The sequence below is a fragment of the Halanaerobium congolense genome (genome assembly GCF_004366375.1).
Classification (GTDB): Bacteria; Bacillota; Halanaerobiia; order Halanaerobiales; family Halanaerobiaceae; genus Halanaerobium; species Halanaerobium congolense.
In genome coordinates this window covers 1-18,805 of record NZ_SOEF01000009.1, presented here as the reverse complement: position 1 = coordinate 18,805, position 18,805 = coordinate 1, and the positions used below count along the sequence as shown (strand labels likewise).

The following is an 18,805-nucleotide window of genomic DNA, read 5'->3' as shown; positions in this document are numbered from 1 at the left end:
AACCTTATCATTTTCTTATCATCTTACTGATGATAATTATTTTTTCCTGCAGCCTATACAGCTTGTACCAGTTATTTTATCTAAAATGCCGGCTTTTTTATAATTGATTTTTTCTTCCGGCGCTTTTTCCATTAATTCATTCCAACAATCACTGCAGAGCAAAGAGCCTGCATTCTCTATAATGTTATCAGATACGCCCTTTTTTTGCAACTTTTCTTCTCGCTCTGGAATCACACCAAATTGTTGAGATACTGCATCTTTTCCAACTACTGCCAGAGCTACATTTCCACGGAATTCAGGAGAATTTTTCCTATTAAATCTTACTCCCGTTTGTCGGGCCCATTTTATATAATCTGAGATATATTCTTTGTCAATATCTCCTCTAATAATTAATTTAGCTGCTTCTTTATTTTTTAAGGCTTCTTTAATCTCAGGGTATAATGCTTTTTCTTTAACCTGTTTATCAGTTAAATAGGTAATTACTCTTTCTTCAAATTCTCCCAGAAATCTATTTTTTTCGCCTTTTTTGATCTCTTTTGAACCAAAAGCACCCTCACGGGCAGTTTTTTCAAGTTTGCTCTCTCCATTATTGTTTTTCATAAATTCTACCCTCCTTTTATTATTTTAACATTTTAAGTTTAGGATGTACACCTTCCGTTTATCGTTCCAATAAATGGTATTAATTATTGGGGATTAAGTAATCTTAATTAAATACAAAAAAGCCCCTGCACAGGGGCCTTCTTGTATGTTTTTGCTAATTCAGCGTTTTAAATGTCCTGACCTAAATCAGGTTATTCAGCTGATAAATATAATTTTATATTATTTTTTCATAAATTAGTCGCGTACCCGGAAGGTGCACGGTGATTATAGACGGTCATAACCATGATCTTGGTGTCCAGCTGCTTTTAGTCGGGCTAGTGCACGATCATAGGATGCTTCTGCACGAGCAAAATCGATATTATCACGCTCTTTTTCCAATCTCTCTTCTGCTCGTTCTTTTGCAGATTTCGCACGGTCAATATCAATCTGATCTGGTAATTCTGCTGTTCGAACAACTAAATTAATTTTATCAGGCTGAACTTCCATAAAACCCTCACTGATTGCAATCTGGCTTTCTTCACCATCTTTTACAACTCTAACGACTCCAATTTTCATTGCAGTCACTAAAGGAGCATGTTTAGGCCAAATACCAATCAAACCGTCAATTGCAGGTGCTTCTAATTTATCAATTTTTTCACTGTAAACCAATTTTTGCGGTGTTACTACTTCAAACTGAATTTTTGGTGCAGCAGCCATTGGCTACTCACCTTCTTCCAGCTGTTTAGCTTTTTCTACTGCGTCTTCGATAGTCCCTACCATATAGAATGCTTCCTCAGGTAGATCATCATAACGCCCTTCTAAAATTCCTTTGAATCCGCGAATTGTGTCGTCCAGCTCAACATACTGACCTGGAGTTCCTGTAAACTGCTCAGCAACAAAGAATGGCTGAGATAGGAATCTCTCAATTCTACGGGCTCTATTTACAACTATCTTATCTTCTTCAGATAATTCGTCCATACCTAAGATGGCGATAATATCCTGTAAGTCTTTGTATTCCTGTAAAATCTCCTGAACCTCACGCGCTACACTATAGTGCTCTTCTCCTATAATTCTTGGATCAAGAATATTAGAAGTTGAATCAAGTGGATCAACAGCAGGATAAATACCTTTTTCCACAATATCTCTAGAAAGTACTGTTGTAGCATCCAAGTGAGCAAATGTAGTTGCAGGAGCAGGGTCAGTCAGGTCATCTGCAGGTACATATACTGCCTGAACAGATGTAATTGAACCCTTCTTAGTTGAAGTAATTCTTTCCTGTAAGGTACCAACATCATAAGCAAGTGTAGGCTGATAACCTACAGCTGAAGGCATTCTACCTAAAAGGGCAGATACCTCAGAACCAGCCTGGATAAAACGGAAGATATTATCAATGAATAATAATACGTCCTGACCGGCCTCATCACGGAAATACTCGGCCATTGTTAGCCCTGTTAAACCTACACGCATCCGGGCTCCAGGTGGCTCGTTCATCTGACCGAAAACCATGGCAACCTTATCTAAAATATCAGCTTCCTGGAATTCCAACCAGAGGTCATTACCCTCTCTGGTTCTTTCTCCTACACCAGAGAATACTGAATAACCTCCGTGCTCTGTCGCTATGTTATTAATTAATTCCTGGATAAGTACTGTTTTACCTACACCAGCACCACCAAAGAGTCCTACCTTACCACCACGAGTATATGGTGCTAAAAGGTCAATTACCTTGATTCCAGTTTCGAAAAGTTCTGTTGTCGATTCCTGTTCTTCAAATTTAGGTGCAGGACGGTGAATAGGCATTCTTTCATCAGTTCCTACCTCACCTCGATTATCAATTGTCTCACCTAAAACATTAAAAACACGACCCAATACAGCTTCACCGACAGGTGTGCTGATTGGAGCTCCCTGATCTACAGCTTCCATTCCTCTTACTAAGCCATCTGTTGATGACATAGCAACAGCACGAACCCGGTCATCACCGAGCTGCTGCATTACTTCACAGGTTAGATTTATATCTTTTTCTTCATTCTCTATTTTAACCGAATATTTAACCTTTGGTAATTTTCCATCCGGAAATTCGATATCAACTACCGGACCAATAACCTGAACTACTCTACCAATGTTCTGGTCACTCACACAAATTCCTCCTTTATAAAACTTTATTTAAGTGCCTCTGCTCCACCAACAATTTCTGTGATTTCTTTGGTGATTTCTGCCTGACGGGCTCTATTATATTTCAAGGTCAATTTATCTATCATTTCATTTGCATTGTCTGTAGCAGAATCCATCGCTGTCATCCTAGCACCAAATTCACTAGCCTTTGATTCTAGAAGAGCTGAATAAATAACATTAATTAAATATTGCGGCAAAATGTTATCAAAAACTTCAGCTGGAGAAGGTTCGAAGATATAATCAACATATTTTTTGCTTTTAGCTTCTTCTCCTGCAGTTTCTGCATCCATTTGTTCTGCTTGCTCTTCTACAGCAATTGAATCCTCTTCTGCTTTGTTAAATTTCTCTACAGGCAAAAGCTGCATTGTTTTTACTGTCTGGCTGATTGCAGAATTGAAATGAGTATAAATCATAGACACCTTATTAACATCTTCTGCCCTAAAATGATGAATGATCTCATCAGCAAGATTGTTGGCAAAACCATAACCCGGGTAATCATCTAATTGAATATATTCGGCCATGATATCTGTCTCACGGCGGCGAAAATAGTCTCTTGCCTTACGGCCGAGTACCATTAAAGAAACTTCTTCTTCCTCTTCTAGAATTTCCTCCGCTATGTCAATTACCTTGTGGTTATAGGCTCCACAAAGACCTCTATCACCTGTAATAACAATTACTAAATGCCTGCCGCCTTCTCTCTCTGCTAAAAGCGGATGAGATGTTTCTCTAGTTCTTGTAAAAACACCTCTCAAAACTTCTACTGTTTTATTGAAAAAAGGTCTGGCATCTTCGGCTCTATCCTGAGCATTTTTCAACTTAGCGGCAGCAACCATTTTCATGGCTCTGGTAATTTTTTGAGTATTTTTAACACTCCCTATCCGCCGCTGAATATCTCGCATATTCTGCATTGTTATTTCACCTCAGCTTCCTCTGCTTCGGTATCAGACTCATTAGAATCACTAGATTCAGCTGCAGTTTCTCCAGCATCATCAGATTCATCAGTGTCCAAATCTACAATAGTATTTTTTTGAACCTGGAACATCTCTTTAAACTCTTTTACCATTTCATCTAATTTTTCTTTAAGTTCATCAGATAATTTTCCACTTTCTACAATTTCTTCTTTTACTTCAACATAATTACTGTCTACAAAGTTAAGATATTCTTCTTCAAAACGCTGTAGATTATCAACCGGAAGATCATCTAAATAACCATTGGTTACAGTATAAATTATAATAACTTGTTCTTCTACCGGCATTGGTGAATATTGATTCTGTTTTAGAATCTCTACAATTCTTTCACCACGAGCCAGCTTCTGCTGAGTTGACTTATCAAGGTCAGATCCAAACTGTGAAAAAGCCTCAAGTTCACGATACTGAGATAAGTCAAGACGCAGTGTACCAGCAACATCCTTCATCGCTTTAATCTGAGCATTACCACCAACACGAGATACAGAAATACCTACGTTAACAGCAGGTCTTACACCTGAGAAAAATAACTCACTCTCTAGATAAATCTGTCCATCAGTAATTGAAATTACATTGGTAGGAATGTAAGCAGAAACATCTCCGGCCTGGGTTTCAATGATCGGCAGAGCTGTTAAAGAACCGCCACCTAAATTATCATTCAACTTAGCCGCACGTTCTAATAAACGTGAGTGGAGGTAGAAAACATCTCCCGGATAGGCTTCACGTCCAGGTGGTCTTCTTAAAAGAAGTGACATGGCACGGTAAGCTACCGCATGTTTGGAAAGATCATCATAAATAACTAATACATCTTTATCATCTTCGTACATGAAATGCTCACCCATGGCACAACCGGCATAAGGAGCGATATATCTAATTGGAGCCGGCTCACTTGCTGTAGCAGAAACTACAATAGTGTAGTCCATTGCTCCCTCTTCTCTTAATCTTTCTGTAAGCTGGGCTACGGTTGAGTTTTTCTGACCAATAGCAACATAAATACAGATTACATCATTATCTTTCTGATTAATAATTGTATCAATACCAATCGCTGTTTTACCAGTCTGACGGTCACCAATAATTAATTCACGCTGGCCTCTACCAATTGGTGTCATTGCATCAATTGATTTTAAACCAGTTTGTAAAGGAACTTCTACAGGTTGACGCTCAACAACACCAGGAGCCTCAGATTCTACAGGACGATATATATCACTGTCAATAGTCCCTTTTCCATCAAGTGGCTGACCTAGTGGATTTACTACTCGACCTAAGAGAGCATCTCCAACAGGAACCTCAACCACACGTCCGGTACGTTTTACATCATCACCTTCTGCAACTAATGTCTCGTCACCGAGTAAAACAACCCCGATATTATCTTCCTCAAGGTTTAAAGCCATCCCGAATACTTCATTAGGAAATTCTAGAAGTTCTCCGGACATAGCATCTTGAAGTCCGTAAACATGAGCAATACCATCTCCAACATCTAATACAGTACCTACTCCTACGGCTTCTAATTTCTGTCCATAATTTTCTATTTCTTTTTTTATAATAGAACTTATTTCTTCAGGTCTCAGTTTCAAATTAATTCACCCCTAACTTACTTACTGGAATTGCCTGCAGTTTTTGCTTCAATGAGTTAAGTTCATTCCGCAAACTGCCGTCAATAATGTAATCTTCAATTTTCAGAACAATACCAGCAATAATTTCCTCATCAACATTATTTTTGATCTGAATATTATAATCTAATAGTGAATCCAGTTTCTCTTTTAATTTATCAAGTATCGAATCATTTAATTCTACAGCTGATGTAACTTCTACATGTAAGATACTTTCAGCATCATCAACAAGATTATTAAACTCTTTAATAATCGATTCCAAAAAGAATTCTCTTCTTTTGTCAATTAAAATAAAAAGAAAATGTAAAACATCCTCATTCATTTCTTCAGCAAATAACTTTTTCAGAATACCTTTCTTATCTTCGGGAGTGATTCGCTGGTGAAAAAGAACTTCATTTAAATCTTCATTTTCTAAGACAAGCTCCCAGAATTCATTTATGTTTTCTTTTAAAGTTACCAGATTATCATGGTCTTTACCTAGTCCAAATAAAGCACGGCTGTATTTTGAGGCTACTTCATTTCTCATCGCAGCTCACCTAGTTCTTCTTTATCTAAATCATCAATAAAATCCATAATCATCTGCTGATGTTTGTTCTCGTCTAACTGCTCTCGGATTAGTTTGTTTGCTGCCAGAACAGTATAATTAGCTATGCTGTCTCTAAGTTCAGCTGCTGCCTCTTTTTTAGCCTGTTCAATTTCTTCTAACTTCTTAGCCTTTAAGTTCTCAGCTTTTTCTTCTGCTTCATTTATAATATTCTTAGCTTTTTTATTAGCTCTAGTTTCTGCTTTATCTACAATTTCCTGTGCCTCTGTATGAGCATTCTTTAATTTCTGCTCATATTCAGCCTTAATTTCTTCAGCCTCTTTTCTGCGGGCTTCAGCATCATCTAAATCACCATTAATCTGTGCTGCTCTTTTATCAAGTATCTCTTTAACTGGTGAATAGAGAAATTTTCGCAGTAAGAAAAGAAGAACAAAAAAGTTAAATAACTGCCATAACATTGTAGTGTTAATATTAACCAAGAGTACATTCACCTCCTGAAATATAATTACCCATCTATCGGATGGGAAAATAGTTGCATAATATAGTAAGTATTATTAAGTCAGGAGAATGATCTCCCGACTTAATCTACTCTGTACTATATTGTAAAAATTAAAACAATGGCAATAACCAGAGAATAAATACCTGTTGACTCAGCAACAGCCTGGCCTAAAAGCATAGTTGTAATAATATTACCTCTAGCTTCTGGATCTCTAGCTACAGATTCTACAGCCTTACCAGCAGCATACCCCTGACCAATACCAGGACCAATACCTGCAATCATTGCAAAACCTGCTCCTAAAAGTGCTGATGCTCTAATAACTGTGTCAATAACTTCTGGTGAAAACTCTACCATTATAATTTCCTCCTTTCAATATTAAAAACAAAAAGTCTTATTTATACTCATCAAATTTCCTTTGAAAAGTATCCTTAAGTAAATCAACAATTGACATCAGTATGACTACAAATTTTATCATAAATAGTCCTACTGCTGCAGCCAAAAAATTTAAATTTGCATTTTTAGCTGCACTGAAAAGCACAACAAAATAAAGGGCATATTCTATAAAATACCTGTTACGAATAAATTTTTCTGCTGAATCTTCCTCCATACTCAATGCCCTAATTATGTTATTATATTTTAATCTTAAAAGAAGAGTGGCAATAACCAGGCCAAAAACAAAACCTAAGGTTATGTCATATTCACCAAAGAGCAGAGAAGAAATTATTGGCAGAAGAGAAATCAAATATGTAATTTTCAAGATTTCCTTCTGTAATTTCTGTGGATCATCAATGTTTTTCATCTAATACTCCTTCAGTTTAATATAATTTGTTCTTTACTTCTCTTAAGCATTAAAAACAAAATGAATTAATTAATAAAATACAAGTTAAATTCCATAAATCAAAAAGATAGCAATAACCAGTGAGTAAATACCTGTTGAGGCTGAAATAACCTGGCCCAATAACATTGTTGTGATAATTGGTCCTCTGGCCTCAGGCTGTCTCCTCACGGCAGATGTTGCTTTTCCTGCGGCAAAACCCATACCTATTCCTGGACCCATACCAGCCATCATTGCGGCTCCAGCAGCAACATAAGAAGCAGTTGTGATAACTGTATTTGCTACTTCAGGCGTAAATTCAATCATAATTTGCCTCCTTTCTAAATGTTAAGACTTGGCCACTGATATATAGGCAATAGCAACCATACCAAAGATTAGAGCCTGAATTGCTCCTACAAAAACACCAAACCAAGCATGTAAAGGAACTGGTATTAAAGCAGGTGCTGCCTGATAAATTAAGGTAATTATAATTCCACCACCAACTATGTTACCAAAAAGACGGAAAGAGTGTGAAATTGGTTTTGCTAATTCTCCAATCACATTAATTGGAAGCAAGAAAATAACTGGCTCTGCAAAACCTTTAATATAACCCCAAACACCATACTCCCGCATTCCTTCATACTGAACAACAATAAAAACTACAAGAGCAAGACCAAGTGTCGTATTTAAATCACCAGTCGGGCTAGTAACACCAGGAACAACTCCAATTAAATTCCCAACTCCAATATAAATAAAAATAGTTGCGATAAAAGGAAGAAATCTCCATCCTTCACCCGGCAGCATTGGCTCGATCTGTTGATAGATTAGCTCTATCATAAATTCTGCTATATTTTGTTTCCCATTCGGGCGAATACTTAATTGTGAAGTTAAATACTTAGCTCCAAGCAAAATTATAATAACAGAAACCCAGCCAACAATTAGAGTATCAGTTATTGGAAATAATTCATTACCAAATAAATAAAATTGTATCTGTGGACCTGGATTCAAAATGTTTCCTCCTCTCTTCAAATAATTTTAAATTTAAAGTTCAATAGAGTTTAAATCAACAATTTAAATAAATGAAATAATCAGAAAATAAACTTTTTAATCTTCAAAAGTTGACATCAACAATTTATAAACAGAATAAAATCCAGCTGCCAGTCCAATAATTAAACCACTTAATTTGAAAAAAAGATTAAGATTAAAAAAATTGTCAATTAAATAACCAAAACCAAAACCAATTCCGGCAGCAGAAACTATTATCAATCCAACTTCAGTCAGCAAAGAAAGTCCTCTCATAATTTGACGCCAATCTTTGTTATCCATTTTAATCTTACCTTTTTTTAATATTTTATTATATAAAAGCTAAAGTTGCAAGTAAATTTGTAAATTTAACAACAAACTTTTTAATTATCTTCTAAAGAACACCCTTCCTGAGGGAGTTCAACAGAAAAAATACCTATTTTTTTGGCTCCATAAATAACAGTTAAAATAACAGCAATAAAAATTATTAAAGCCTGATCAAATTTAATTCCATTTATTATAAAAGCAACTGTTCCAAGAAATGCACTAATTATATAGACTGAAATAACTGCCTGTTTTTGGTTCATACCAATCGCCAGTAATCGATGATGAATATGGCCGTGATCTGCTTCTCCAATTGGACGATCATTAAAAACTCGTCTAATTATTGCAAAAGTTGTATCAAGAATCGGGACCGCTAGGGCCAGCATCGGTACAAAAATCGTCACTGCCGCCGCACTTTTTAAAGCTCCTGTAATCGAAACAGCCGCAATTATATAACCGATAAACATTGAGCCAGTGTCACCCATAAAAATTTCAGCAGGATTAAAATTATATTTTAGAAACCCAAGACAGCTTCCAGCAAGCAAAACTGCGAGCATCGGAGCGACAAGCTGATTTTCCTGTAAAGCCACTGCAAAAAGAGTTAAAACTGCTATTATTGAAACTCCAGCAGCTAAGCCATCAAGTCCATCAATTAAATTGATAGTATTAATAATACTAACAATCCAAAAAACAGTGAATGGTATTGTATAAATACCCAGATAAATAAAACCACCAAAGGGATTGGTTATAAAATTAATTTTAACACCATAAAAAATTAAAATCAAGGCACCTATTATTTGTCCCCCGAATTTTATCGGAGCTGAGATCTCCAATTTGTCATCCAGCAGCCCTAAAACAAGCATGAAACTGCCGCCGATTATAATACCTTTGATTGTTTGATTAAGAGGTATAAAAAATCTTAATGGAATCATAAAGGCAAGATAAATTGCTGTACCACCAGCTGTTGCCACAATCTTTTTATTTATTTTTCTTTCTCCAGGTTTATCAACAAAATTAAACCTATTAGCCAGCTTAATTACGACTGGAGTTATTCCTAAAGCTAAAACTAAAGCTATTAAAAAAGCAGCTAGATATAGCAATTCCCTCAACTCCCCTTTAAAAAAGTACAAATCATTTGTAAAAATAATCCATTATAAATTTAGTAATTTGGTATATTTTTACAAGCAGCCGGTGCCAATTTCATTTACTTAGTACCGTATAATCTATCTCCTGCGTCCCCAAGACCAGGAACAATATAAGCATGATCATTTAACTTTTCATCTAAAGCAGCTGTCCAAATATCAATATCCGGATGTGCATCCTGGATTTTTTTTATACCGTCAGGAGCTGCAACTAAAACCATCATCTTAATACTGCGTGGATTTCTCTTCTTGATAAACTTAATAGCTTCCATAGCCGTATTACCTGTGGCCAACATTGGATCTACTACCAGCAGATCTCTCTCTTCAACATCAGTTGGCAGCTTACAGTAATATTCAACTGCTTCTAAAGTGTCAGGATCTCTATATAAACCAATGTGACCAACCCGAGCCGCAGGAATTAGTTTCAAAACTCCATCCAGCATTCCCAGACCAGCTCTTAAAATCGGTACAATACCCATTTTTTTACCAGCAATCATTTTAAACTTACCTTTGGTAATTGGTGTTTCAATTTCTACATCTTCTAATGGCATATCTCTTGTTACCTCATAGGCCATTAAAGTGGCTACCTCATCAGCAAGCTCTCTAAATTCTTTAGGACCGGTATTTTTATCCCTCATAATTGCAATTTTGTGTCTAATTAACGGATGTTCCATTACATGTAATTCACTCAAAATAATTTCTCCCTTCATATAATATTATTCTACTAAAAGAGGCTTAATCCTTCTCTATCAGCTCAATGTTCTTCAATTTTTTTAAAAGTTTTTTTAAATTTTCTTTGATTTCCTCTCTAGTTTCCCTATAAAACTCTTTAGAAAGACCAAAAGGATCTTGAATATCTTTAGATTCAGTTTCCAGCCCACTCAACTCTTTTAAGGTGAATATCTTATCAGCTAGATCAGGATGCCTGAGAACTAAAGCTCGACTGTGTTTGCGGGTCATAGTGATAATTATGTCTTCTTTTTTTAATTCAATCTCATCTATATTATGAGAGCTGTGATCTGAAAGATCAATATTGATTTCTTCCATCACAAATTTTGCCTTATCGTGGGCCTCAGCTCCCTTAACAGCTGAAATTCCTGCTGAAAAAACTTCCCAGTTTTCTTCTTTAAATTCTTTATTATTTTTAATTAAATCTTTAAATAAATACTCTGCCATCGGACTCCGACATGTGTTTCCTGTGCAAACAAATAAAATCCTTTTAATTGTCTCCACCTCCTGGCTGAGAATATTTTTCGGCAGCAGCAGCCTTATAAACTCTATTCATAACAGCTTCAGCAATACCCTCCGAATTTAATTCTTCAATATAAATTTCAGCAATACTGTCATCAGCATCAAGTTTTCTAAGTAAATGAAATAGCTTTTGAGCCAATTCTTCCGGCTGATCGTGACTGAAAACCTTTAAAATCTCAATTTTTTTATCTGCAAGCTCTTCAGCCTCAAATTTACTTTCTCTAGCAGTTATTATAGCTACTTTTTTTATCTCAGCTTTTTTTAAAGCCTGTTTTAATACGTAATTTTTATCAGTAAAATTAAAAATATATAGTTTTTTTTGTGGAGCATAATGACGGTATTTCATCCCCGGTGATAATACTTTTTTATCTTTTAAGTCAGATGCCAGAATTACTTCTTCTCCTAAATATTGAGAAAGCTCTTCTCGGCTGATCCCGCCCGGTCTTAAAACTTTAACCTGCTTACTTCTGATATCTATCACTGTAGATTCAACTCCCACCTGACAAGATCCACCATCTAAAATAAGTGGGATCTTCCCTTTTAAATCATTATAAACATGACGGGCTCGAGTTGGGCTGGGAAAACCAGAAGTATTTGCACTGGGGGCTGCAAGAGGCAGTCCTGTCTTTTCAATCACCGCTAAAATCAGCGGATGGGCAGGCATCCTGACTGCAATTGTTTCCAGACCAGCAGATGTCTCACTCGGCACAATTTTATTTTTAGAAAAAATGATTGTTAGGGGTCCGGGCCAGAATTTAGACATTAATTTCTCAGCCTTCTCAGAAATATCCTCATTTATCAGCTGCTGCAGCTGTATTTTTTTTGCTATATGTACAATTAAAGGATTATCCTGAGGGCGACCCTTTGCCTGAAATATCTTTCTAACTGCTTTCGGATTCAGAGCATCAGCTGCCAGACCATAAACTGTTTCTGTCGGCAGACCAACAACTTCCCCCTTCTGCAGAAATTCTGCAGCTTCAGCAACTGCTGCATCCTGCTTTAATTTCTCTAGAAAAAAAGAATCCAGAGCCAACAGTTTTATAGACCCCACTTCTAATTCAGCCTGATATTCAGTTTTTTTGATTACAGTCTTAAATTGCATTTAATTTCACCTAATTTTTAATGCTGCAGTCTCAGCTTAAAAGTAAACTAATTTATTCTTTTTTAAACTGAGCAGCTGCTATCCGATCATTTTCTGAATAATCTTTTTTGACCTCAACTTCAACCCAGCTGCTGCCGAAAAGTGCTTTGACAGCTTCTGCCTGCTGGTAACCTATTTCTAAAAATAATTTACCTCCATTTTTAAGAACTTTCTCAGCTTGTGGAATAAGTTTTTTATAATAAGCAAGTCCATCTTCTCCTGCAGCTAGTGCAGTTTTAGGTTCTTTTTTTACTTCAGGCGGCAGTTTTTCCATTTCACTTTTAGAAATATAGGGCGGGTTAGAAACTATAATATCTATTCCCGTGATTTCTCTTTTGATAAATTCTTTTAATAAATCACTTTTTAAAATACTCATTCTCTCAGATAGTTCATGTTCATCCATATTCTGACGGGCAACTTTTATCGCCTCTGTCGAAAGATCAACCCCGACTACTTTTGCATCCTCAAGATAGTGGGCCAAGCTGACTGCTATTGCTCCACTGCCGGTGCCGACATCAATAATCTGTGGGCTTTGAAGTTCCTCTTTACGGCAGTACTCTATTACAGCCTCAACTAGATTTTCAGTATCCGGACGAGGTATTAAAACCCCTTCCTTTACTTTAAATTCTAAAGACATAAACTCTTTTTTTTCAGTAATATAAGCAACAGGAATCCTCTGAGCTCTTTTCTTTATTCTTTCTCTATAATTATCAATCTCAACATTTTTTAAAGGATAATCATATTTTACATAAAGATTAATTCTTTCCATATCAAGCAGATCTGCCATCAGTACTTCTGCATCAAGGCGGGAACTTTCGATCCCTCTTGCAGCTAAAAATTGATCACTGCGGTTAAGAAGTTCTTTAATATTCATTTTAGATCTTCTCCAATCTCTTGATATTATCCTCCTCAATTAAAGCTTCAACTACCGGATCGAGGTCACCATCTAAAATTTTATCAAGCTGATGAATGGTTAAATTAATTCGGTGATCACTGACCCTTCCCTGTGGAAAATTATAGGTCCTAATTTTTTCACTACGGTCACCAGTACCAACCTGAGATTTTCTAGCTTCTGCTCTTTCCTGCTGTTTTTCCTGCTCTTTTTTCTCCTGCAGACGGGCCCGTAAAATACGCATCGCCTTTGCCTTGTTTTTATGCTGTGACTTTTCGTCCTGACAGGAGACAGTAAGTCCAGTTGGCTTGTGAGTAATCCTGATTGCTGAATCAGTAGTATTTACACTCTGACCACCTGGGCCACTAGAGCGAAAAGTATCTATTGTTAAATCATTAGTATTAATTTCTACATCAACTTCTTCAGCTTCCGGCAGCACAGCTACAGTAGCAGTTGAAGTGTGAATTCTACCGCTGGATTCAGTTGAAGGGACACGCTGGACTCTATGAACTCCACTTTCGTACTTTAGATATTTAAAAATATCTGTACCTTCAATAGTAAAGATAATTTCTTTGAAACCACCAGTTCCCGATTCATTGGCGCTCATGACCTCTACTTTCCAACCTTTGCTTTCTGCGTAACGGGTATACATTCGATATAAATCTGCTGCAAAGAGTGCAGCTTCATCACCACCAGCTCCAGCTCTAATTTCCACAATAACGTTCTTCTCATCATTGGGGTCATCAGGCAGCAGCATAATTGGCAGCCTTTCCTGCAATTTTTCTTTTTTAGGTTTCAATTCTGCAATTTCTTCTTCAAATAAAGCCTGCATTTCTGGATCATCATCAAGCTCCATCATTTCTTCTGCTTCTTCAATTCCCTCTTTTGCTTCTTTGTATTCTTTGTATTTATCTACAATTTTTTTTAATTTAGCATGTTTTTTTAATAATTTTTGATATTTATCGCTATCATTAATTACTTCTGGATCACTCAGTTTAGAATTAAGCTTTTTATAATTATCAACTAATTTATCCAGCTTTTCTTCTAAGTCATTTAAATCAAACATTTATATTTCACCTCATATTTATCTTTAAATTAAAAAGTTATTCTCCTTTAATGGCATGACAGCTTCTGCAGCGAGCTTCATAAACTTCCGCTGCTCCAACAAGAATAACAGGATCATCTGCTGCTGCTGGTTCACCATCAATTAGTCTTTGAGTTCTACTTGCAGGTTCTCCACACTGGATACAGATAGCATGCAGTTTATCAACATATTCGGCTCTTGCCATCAATTCCGGCATTGGTCCAAATGGTTGGTTACGAAAATCTCGATCTAAACCGGCTAAAATAACTCTAATCCCTTGATCTGCCAGTTCTTCGCAAATTGGCACTAAATCTTCATGAAAAAATTGAGCTTCATCAATACCTACAACATCAACTGTATTGTCAATTCTCTCTAAAATTTCTTCCGGGTGATCAACCGGAACTGCTTCTATACTGTCTCCACTGTGAGAAACAACATCTTTTTTACTGTAACGGTTATCTAAGACAGGTTTGAAAACTTTAATTTTCTGTTTGGCTATTTTTACTCTTCTCAGCCTTCTAATTAATTCTTCACTCTTACCACAGTACATTGGACCAGTAATCACTTCCAACCAGCCGCTTTTTGTTATTTTGTACAATTATGCCACCTCGTCATTTTTTACTTATCTATTTTGAAAAAATTTAAGCAAATGAATATTTTTTTCGAATTTAAGCTTTATCAAAATATATAGTTTTAAAGGCAATTCATAAAAAATTTTCTAAAAAAAAAGCAGAGCAATTAAGCCCTGCAGTAGAAAAAAGGATTTCTTTCCCGTTCTACTCATCATCTTCTTCTGAGCTTTCGTCTGAAATCCCATATTTTTTATTAAATCTTTCGACACGACCACCTTTTTTAGCTTTACGCTGTTTTCCTGTATAGAATGGATGACAGCTAGAACAAACTTCAACCCTGATATCTTCTTTAGTTGACTTAGTTTTATAAACCTCGCCGCAGGCACAGGTTATTGTGGTTTCTTTTACGTCTGGGTGGATTCCTTCACGCATCTATATCACCTCTCTTGCACACATAATTATTGATACACCGATTGACTTCTGTCTCAACAACCGGACTGAAGACATAAATCTTCAAGCTAAGATTTATTATAACACAGGCTTTTTCGCTATGCAAGGAAAAAAGCAAATCAAAATTTCAAGCTCAGCTCTTAAATATTTTATCCAGTATCTGCAGCAGCTCTTTATTATCTGTGGTGTTTTTCAGCTGCTTTAAAAAAGTATCCATTAACTCATATTCAGTCATATCTGCAGTTTGCTGGCGAAGTTTCCAAATTATTTCCAGTTCTTTTTCTTCTAACAGCATTTCTTCTTTTCTGGTTCCCGAGCGATTAATATCAATAGCAGGAAACAGTCTTCTTTCGGCAAGACGGCGGCTTAAGTGCAGCTCCATATTACCGGTGCCCTTAAATTCTTCATAAATTACATCGTCCATCCTGCTTCCAGTATCAACTAAAGAAGTCGCAATTATTGTTAAACTGCCTCCCTCTTCAATGTTTCTAGCAGCCCCAAAAAATCTTTTAGGAAAGTGCATTGCAGTTGGATCCAAACCACCGGAAAGAGTTCTGCCGCTGGGTGGAATTGTAACATTGGCAGCTCGAGCCAATCTGGTTATACTATCTAATAAAATCACTACATCATTTTTGTGTTCAACCAGCCGCTTAGCTTTTTCCAGAACCAGTTTTGCTACCTGAATATGTTCTTCTGGCGGCTCATCAAAGGTTGAGGCAATTACTTCAGCATCAACCGAGCGCCTCATATCTGTAACTTCTTCCGGCCGCTCATCAATAAGTACAATCATCATTTTACTTTCTGGATAATTATAACGGATGCTGTTTGCTATTTTCTTTAACAATACCGTTTTACCCGCCTTAGGGGGGGAAACTAATAGTCCCCGCTGCCCCTTACCAATAGGAGAAATCAAATCAATCATTCGTGAGGAAATCTCATTTTTGTGATATTCCAGCTTATATCTTTCTTCGGGATAAAGTGGAGTTAAATCTTCAAAATAGGAGCGTTCTCTTGCTTTTTCTGGATCCTGATAATTAACAGCTTCAATTCTTAAAATCGCAAAATATTTTTCATTATCTTTAGGCTCCCTCACCTGACCGGAAACAACATCTCCGGTTCTTAAATCGAAACGTCTAATCTGAGAAGCAGAGATATAAATATCATCACTGGAAGGAATATATTTAGAAGGTCTTAAAAAACCATAGCCCTCACTCTGAATAATCTCTAAAACTCCTTCAGCAAAAATATTACCCCCTTTTTCTGTCCCTTTTTTTAAAATAGCAAAGATTAAATCCTTTTTCCGCATCTGCGAATAACCGCTGACATCCATTTCCTTTGCTATTTCATGTAATTCTGTAATTGTCTTTCTCTCTAGTTCACTGATGTTAAGCACATCGAGTCCACCTTTCTTAAATTCTACCTTGTTTTTATAAAATAATTAAAAATCTAATAATTTTAACTTAAATCACATTCAAGCCCAGCTGAAACAGCAAATATACTCCTAAAAAATAAACGACTGCTGCTGCAATTGCATCCCAGCCCATCCACATAAAAGAACGGCGTGAACGGTAAAATAAACCAATCAAAATTATTGTTGCCATTACTATACCAACAGTTGCAGTTAAAATATGAACTATCCGGACATCCTGCAGCAAAACTCCCTGACGATAAAAAACATCGGCAAAGAAAATAACTGTCATATTAAAGATATTACTGCCAAAAACATTTCCAACCGCCATATTATAGGCTCCAATTCTAATAGCTGAAATAGTAGCAACCAGTTCCGGCAGTGAAGTAGCTGCAGCCACTAAAATAGAACCAATAAAACTTTGATCAATACCAGTCACTGCTGATATCTGATCTGCAGTTAGTGTTAGACGATAACCGCTGAATACTATCACAACTGCACAGGCAGCAAAACCAAGCAGAGCTTTATTTAATGTATATTCTGAATTTAGGTTTTCTTTTTCCTCATCTTTGGCATCAAGAGGATTATTCTGGTCATAACGATAAATCATCCTAACACTAACAAGGTAAGTTAATAGTAAAATTATACTATCTAATCCTACTCCGAAAACATTTAAATTAAAGTTCATAAAATGGGATAATATCAAGCTGAAAACTACCAAAGCTGAAAGTAAAACACCAACAAGGCCGGAAAGAATGTGGCTGTAGTTAACTCGAAGTAGTAAAGGACCTTTGCCCTGGAGTAAATCTGCAAAGGCTAAAATAACAAGATTAAAGGTATTGCTTCCAAAAGCATTACCAACAGCAATATCTGGAGCACCAACAAGTGCTGAACTGATACTTGTTACCAGTTCAGGTAGTGAAGTTGCCATTGCTATTAAAATCCCACCGATAAAAGCCTGTCCCAAACCACTTTTATCTGCAATTATATCTCCAAAGCGTGATAAATATGTTCCCGAAATAATAATGAATAATGCCATCAAAATAAATTCTAACCAAAGCTGTGTCAACTGAATCCTCCTTAGCTGAAATAAAGATACCGGGCATCTATGAAATATTTCCAAAATTCTAGCATAAGTTAATCAACTTGGAAATATTTCGCAGATACCCGGCACCAACAACTACTTACCAGGCTTTACCGTCACTACCTAAAATTTTAATCTTTTCTTTTACTTTTTCGGCAATAGCTTCTCTACCAGGTCCACAGTATTTACGTGGATCATATAATTCTGGCTTTTCAGCAAAAATTTCTTTAACCTTAGCAGTAAATACCTGCTGAAAATCAGTATTAACATTAACTTTGTTAACACCATATTTAACACCTGTTTTTAAATCTTTGGCAGAAATACCGGAAGCTCCGTGTAAAACAACAGGCATATCGATTAACTTTTTAATTTTATCAAGTCTTTCAAAATCTAATTCTGGCTCACCTTCATATACACCATGAGCAGTGCCAATTGCGATTGCAAGAGCATCTACTCCAGTTGCCTCAATAAATTCTTTTGCCTGATCTGAATCAGTATACATTGCATCTTTTTCTTCGACTGTATGATCATCTTCTGTACCACCGATTGTTCCTAATTCTGCTTCAACACTAACTCCAACACTGTGAGCAGCTTCTACAACTTTTTTAGTCAAAGCTATATTTTCTTCAAATGGCTTTTTAGAAGCATCAATCATTACAGATGAAAATCCAGCCTGGATACATTTCATAACACTTTCAAAATCACTACCGTGATCTAAATGTAAAGCAACAGGAATATTAGTATTTTTGGTTGCAGCCTCTACCATCTGCATTACATAATCAATACCTATGTAGCGAATTGCACCTTCACTAGCCTGTAAAATAACAGGAGAATTAAGCTCTTCCGCTCCCATCATTATACCCTGTAGAAATTCCATATTATTAATATTAAAGCCACCGACTGCATAAGTTTTCTCGTGTGCATCTTGTAAAATATCTGCCATTGGAACTAAGTTCATAATTATTTCCTCCTTAATTAGATAGTAATTCAGGGCCTTTTAAAAGTTATTTGGTTTTCCCTGAATAGAGTGAATACACACTTTGTTGAGCTGTCTCAATCTTTTAAGATCATTTTCATTGACAGCTGCTATATTTAAGCGTGCTCCACAATCATTACAAATTAATTGAATTTTATCAGAAAACAATTCTATATTTATGATATGATTCTACCACAAAAAGCTTAAAAAATATAGCAATGAAACCATAATGTGTAAATTATTTTTATTAAAATCAGTGTTATTTTATAATATTAAAT

Annotated in this window: 23 protein-coding genes; all 23 read right to left on the bottom strand. The window is 36.1% G+C overall.

All coding sequences use genetic code 11. The annotated features are described in order from the left end of the window. Positions 1-36: 36 nt before the first annotated feature. Positions 37-600, bottom strand: a complete 564-nt coding sequence (locus C7954_RS04670; protein WP_089655623.1) for a YueI family protein — start codon at positions 598-600, stop codon at positions 37-39. A 264-nt stretch (positions 601-864) separates the two neighbouring features. Continuing rightward, a complete protein-coding gene (locus tag C7954_RS04665) occupies positions 865-1,296 on the bottom strand; it encodes a F0F1 ATP synthase subunit epsilon (RefSeq protein WP_089655622.1) in 432 nt (143 codons plus the stop codon). A 3-nt stretch (positions 1,297-1,299) separates the two neighbouring features. Next, positions 1,300-2,712, bottom strand: a complete 1,413-nt coding sequence (atpD, locus tag C7954_RS04660) for a F0F1 ATP synthase subunit beta (RefSeq protein ID WP_134058859.1) — start codon at positions 2,710-2,712, stop codon at positions 1,300-1,302. Between the two features lie 23 nt (positions 2,713-2,735). Continuing rightward, positions 2,736-3,656 (bottom strand): ATP synthase F1 subunit gamma, encoded by a 921-nt coding sequence (atpG, locus tag C7954_RS04655; RefSeq protein ID WP_134058856.1) that lies wholly within the window; start codon positions 3,654-3,656, stop codon positions 2,736-2,738. A 2-nt stretch (positions 3,657-3,658) separates the two neighbouring features. Further along, complete coding sequence (atpA, locus tag C7954_RS04650; protein WP_089716720.1) at positions 3,659-5,287, bottom strand: F0F1 ATP synthase subunit alpha; 1,629 nt, start codon at positions 5,285-5,287, stop codon at positions 3,659-3,661. Between the two features lies 1 nt (position 5,288). Beyond that, the gene (atpH, locus tag C7954_RS04645; RefSeq protein WP_073158592.1) at positions 5,289-5,849 is read right to left on the bottom strand and encodes an ATP synthase F1 subunit delta; all 561 of its coding nucleotides are present in this window, start codon (positions 5,847-5,849) and stop codon (positions 5,289-5,291) included. Then, positions 5,846-6,346, bottom strand: coding sequence for a F0F1 ATP synthase subunit B (gene atpF / locus C7954_RS04640; RefSeq protein WP_073158590.1), 501 nt, complete (start codon positions 6,344-6,346; stop codon positions 5,846-5,848). The genes atpH and atpF overlap by 4 nt, the downstream gene beginning before the upstream one ends. A 116-nt stretch (positions 6,347-6,462) precedes the next feature. Then, positions 6,463-6,720, bottom strand: coding sequence for an ATP synthase F0 subunit C (gene atpE / locus C7954_RS04635; RefSeq protein WP_073158589.1), 258 nt, complete (start codon positions 6,718-6,720; stop codon positions 6,463-6,465). A 37-nt stretch (positions 6,721-6,757) separates the two neighbouring features. Beyond that, a complete protein-coding gene (locus C7954_RS04630; RefSeq protein ID WP_073158586.1) occupies positions 6,758-7,165 on the bottom strand; it encodes an ATP synthase subunit I in 408 nt (135 codons plus the stop codon). Positions 7,166-7,249: 84 nt separating this feature from the next. Next, the gene (atpE, locus tag C7954_RS04625; protein ID WP_073158583.1) at positions 7,250-7,507 is read right to left on the bottom strand and encodes an ATP synthase F0 subunit C; all 258 of its coding nucleotides are present in this window, start codon (positions 7,505-7,507) and stop codon (positions 7,250-7,252) included. A 21-nt stretch (positions 7,508-7,528) separates the two neighbouring features. Then, positions 7,529-8,188 carry a F0F1 ATP synthase subunit A gene (atpB, locus tag C7954_RS04620; protein WP_073158580.1) on the bottom strand — a complete coding sequence of 220 codons (660 nt, stop codon included), beginning with the start codon at positions 8,186-8,188 and terminating at the stop codon, positions 7,529-7,531. Positions 8,189-8,284: 96 nt separating this feature from the next. Continuing rightward, the gene (locus tag C7954_RS04615) at positions 8,285-8,506 is read right to left on the bottom strand and encodes an AtpZ/AtpI family protein (protein WP_073158577.1); all 222 of its coding nucleotides are present in this window, start codon (positions 8,504-8,506) and stop codon (positions 8,285-8,287) included. Positions 8,507-8,586: 80 nt separating this feature from the next. Further along, positions 8,587-9,627: a glycosyltransferase family 4 protein gene (locus C7954_RS04610; protein WP_073158575.1), complete on the bottom strand. Its 1,041-nt coding sequence runs from the start codon at positions 9,625-9,627 to the stop codon at positions 8,587-8,589. Positions 9,628-9,731: 104 nt separating this feature from the next. Further along, entirely contained in the window at positions 9,732-10,379 is a 648-nt protein-coding gene (gene upp, locus C7954_RS04605) for a uracil phosphoribosyltransferase (RefSeq protein WP_412458606.1), read from the bottom strand. 25 nt (positions 10,380-10,404) lie between these two features. Next, the gene (locus C7954_RS04600; RefSeq protein WP_073158571.1) at positions 10,405-10,902 is read right to left on the bottom strand and encodes a low molecular weight protein arginine phosphatase; all 498 of its coding nucleotides are present in this window, start codon (positions 10,900-10,902) and stop codon (positions 10,405-10,407) included. Continuing rightward, entirely contained in the window at positions 10,889-12,022 is a 1,134-nt protein-coding gene (locus C7954_RS04595; protein WP_081374552.1) for an L-threonylcarbamoyladenylate synthase, read from the bottom strand. Before C7954_RS04595 ends, C7954_RS04600 begins: the two co-directional genes overlap by 14 nt. Positions 12,023-12,074: 52 nt before the next feature. Next, positions 12,075-12,935, bottom strand: a complete 861-nt coding sequence (prmC, locus tag C7954_RS04590) for a peptide chain release factor N(5)-glutamine methyltransferase (protein ID WP_073158562.1) — start codon at positions 12,933-12,935, stop codon at positions 12,075-12,077. A 1-nt stretch (position 12,936) separates the two neighbouring features. Beyond that, complete coding sequence (prfA, locus tag C7954_RS04585) at positions 12,937-14,019, bottom strand: peptide chain release factor 1 (protein ID WP_073158561.1); 1,083 nt, start codon at positions 14,017-14,019, stop codon at positions 12,937-12,939. Between the two features lie 37 nt (positions 14,020-14,056). Continuing rightward, entirely contained in the window at positions 14,057-14,587 is a 531-nt protein-coding gene (locus C7954_RS04580) for a thymidine kinase (RefSeq protein ID WP_371807012.1), read from the bottom strand. A 226-nt stretch (positions 14,588-14,813) separates the two neighbouring features. Further along, positions 14,814-15,041: a 50S ribosomal protein L31 gene (gene rpmE, locus C7954_RS04575; RefSeq protein ID WP_089716724.1), complete on the bottom strand. Its 228-nt coding sequence runs from the start codon at positions 15,039-15,041 to the stop codon at positions 14,814-14,816. A 151-nt stretch (positions 15,042-15,192) separates the two neighbouring features. Continuing rightward, a complete protein-coding gene (gene rho, locus C7954_RS04570; RefSeq protein ID WP_073158556.1) occupies positions 15,193-16,452 on the bottom strand; it encodes a transcription termination factor Rho in 1,260 nt (419 codons plus the stop codon). A 67-nt stretch (positions 16,453-16,519) separates the two neighbouring features. Next, positions 16,520-17,536: a sodium:calcium antiporter gene (locus tag C7954_RS04565; RefSeq protein WP_089655618.1), complete on the bottom strand. Its 1,017-nt coding sequence runs from the start codon at positions 17,534-17,536 to the stop codon at positions 16,520-16,522. A 115-nt stretch (positions 17,537-17,651) separates the two neighbouring features. Beyond that, positions 17,652-18,509 carry a class II fructose-1,6-bisphosphate aldolase gene (gene fba / locus C7954_RS04560; protein WP_073158541.1) on the bottom strand — a complete coding sequence of 286 codons (858 nt, stop codon included), beginning with the start codon at positions 18,507-18,509 and terminating at the stop codon, positions 17,652-17,654. Positions 18,510-18,805 lie beyond the last annotated feature (296 nt).

Bases quoted from the DNA above. Each gene is read 5' to 3' on its own strand.
- atpE (WP_073158589.1), bottom strand. From the start codon at position 6,720: ATGGTAGAGTTTTCACCAGAAGTTATTGACACAGTTATTAGAGCATCA.
- atpE (WP_073158583.1), bottom strand. From the start codon at position 7,507: ATGATTGAATTTACGCCTGAAGTAGCAAATACAGTTATCACAACTGCT.
- C7954_RS04670 (WP_089655623.1), bottom strand. From the start codon at position 600: ATGAAAAACAATAATGGAGAGAGCAAACTTGAAAAAACTGCCCGTGAG.
- C7954_RS04615 (WP_073158577.1), bottom strand. From the start codon at position 8,506: ATGGATAACAAAGATTGGCGTCAAATTATGAGAGGACTTTCTTTGCTG.
- C7954_RS04595 (WP_081374552.1), bottom strand. From the start codon at position 12,022: ATGCAATTTAAGACTGTAATCAAAAAAACTGAATATCAGGCTGAATTA.
- prfA (WP_073158561.1), bottom strand. From the start codon at position 14,019: ATGTTTGATTTAAATGACTTAGAAGAAAAGCTGGATAAATTAGTTGAT.
- C7954_RS04665 (WP_089655622.1), bottom strand. From the start codon at position 1,296: ATGGCTGCTGCACCAAAAATTCAGTTTGAAGTAGTAACACCGCAAAAA.
- fba (WP_073158541.1), bottom strand. From the start codon at position 18,509: ATGAACTTAGTTCCAATGGCAGATATTTTACAAGATGCACACGAGAAA.
- atpG (WP_134058856.1), bottom strand. From the start codon at position 3,656: ATGCAGAATATGCGAGATATTCAGCGGCGGATAGGGAGTGTTAAAAAT.
- upp (WP_412458606.1), bottom strand. From the start codon at position 10,379: ATGAAGGGAGAAATTATTTTGAGTGAATTACATGTAATGGAACATCCG.
- C7954_RS04630 (WP_073158586.1), bottom strand. From the start codon at position 7,165: ATGAAAAACATTGATGATCCACAGAAATTACAGAAGGAAATCTTGAAA.
- rpmE (WP_089716724.1), bottom strand. From the start codon at position 15,041: ATGCGTGAAGGAATCCACCCAGACGTAAAAGAAACCACAATAACCTGT.
- prmC (WP_073158562.1), bottom strand. From the start codon at position 12,935: ATGAATATTAAAGAACTTCTTAACCGCAGTGATCAATTTTTAGCTGCA.
- C7954_RS04580 (WP_371807012.1), bottom strand. From the start codon at position 14,587: ATGTACTGTGGTAAGAGTGAAGAATTAATTAGAAGGCTGAGAAGAGTA.
- atpH (WP_073158592.1), bottom strand. From the start codon at position 5,849: ATGAGAAATGAAGTAGCCTCAAAATACAGCCGTGCTTTATTTGGACTA.